1 protein-coding gene is annotated in these 692 nt (G+C 41.8%); it reads right to left on the reverse strand.

Translation table 11 applies throughout. From position 1 onward, the window contains the following. The coding region (locus H5187_RS23855; protein WP_259401776.1) for a transposase at window positions 1–692 on the reverse strand (692 nt) is incomplete at both ends.

Raw genomic sequence — 692 nt, forward strand, 5'->3', positions numbered from 1 at the left:
CCTTTAATATGATTACCACCAAATTGCTTTAGCTGTGCTGGTTGACTTTCATATTGAACAGTATCTTTTTGTTTGAGGGGTTTATTTGCTTTGACCGTGTCTGTGGTAAAGGCTTTGAAATGCGCTATACGCTCTTGAATTGAGGTAAAATCACTGTCTTCAAGCGTATCGGCTATGTTTGCTCTGATAGGATTCAAATCAACGTAGGCCATGCAACTGAGTACTGCGGTTTGATCTAATAATGCCTGTGACTTATAGCGCCCTTCCCAGTACTTGCCCGTGCAGTTATCTTCCTTATTGGCCTCGCGGGCAATGTACTCATTAAGGTTTTTCATATACCAGCTGATGTCATAAAGCCTTGCGCGCCATTTAGCGATGATCTCATCAAAAAAGAGCACACTCGCCTTATCTAGCTGCTCACCATTTAAGTAACGATCAACTAAAACATGGCCGTTATAAAGTTGATACCAGCGTTCAATTACTTCATCATCAGACCAATCAAGTGCTTGACGTCTATTGACGTTCACAACAAGGTGGTAGTGATTGCTCATTATCGCGTAGGCAGCTATCTCTATAGCGAAAACGCTACTTAGTAACTTAATTCGCTCTACTAACCACACTCTACGGTGATCAAAGTTTTTACCTGTGTATTTATCATCACCACACAAGAATGCACGTCTCACGCATCGTGA

It is taken from the genome of Pseudoalteromonas sp. SG44-1, from assembly GCF_014164315.1.
GTDB lineage: Bacteria > Pseudomonadota > Gammaproteobacteria > Enterobacterales > Alteromonadaceae > Pseudoalteromonas > Pseudoalteromonas rhizosphaerae.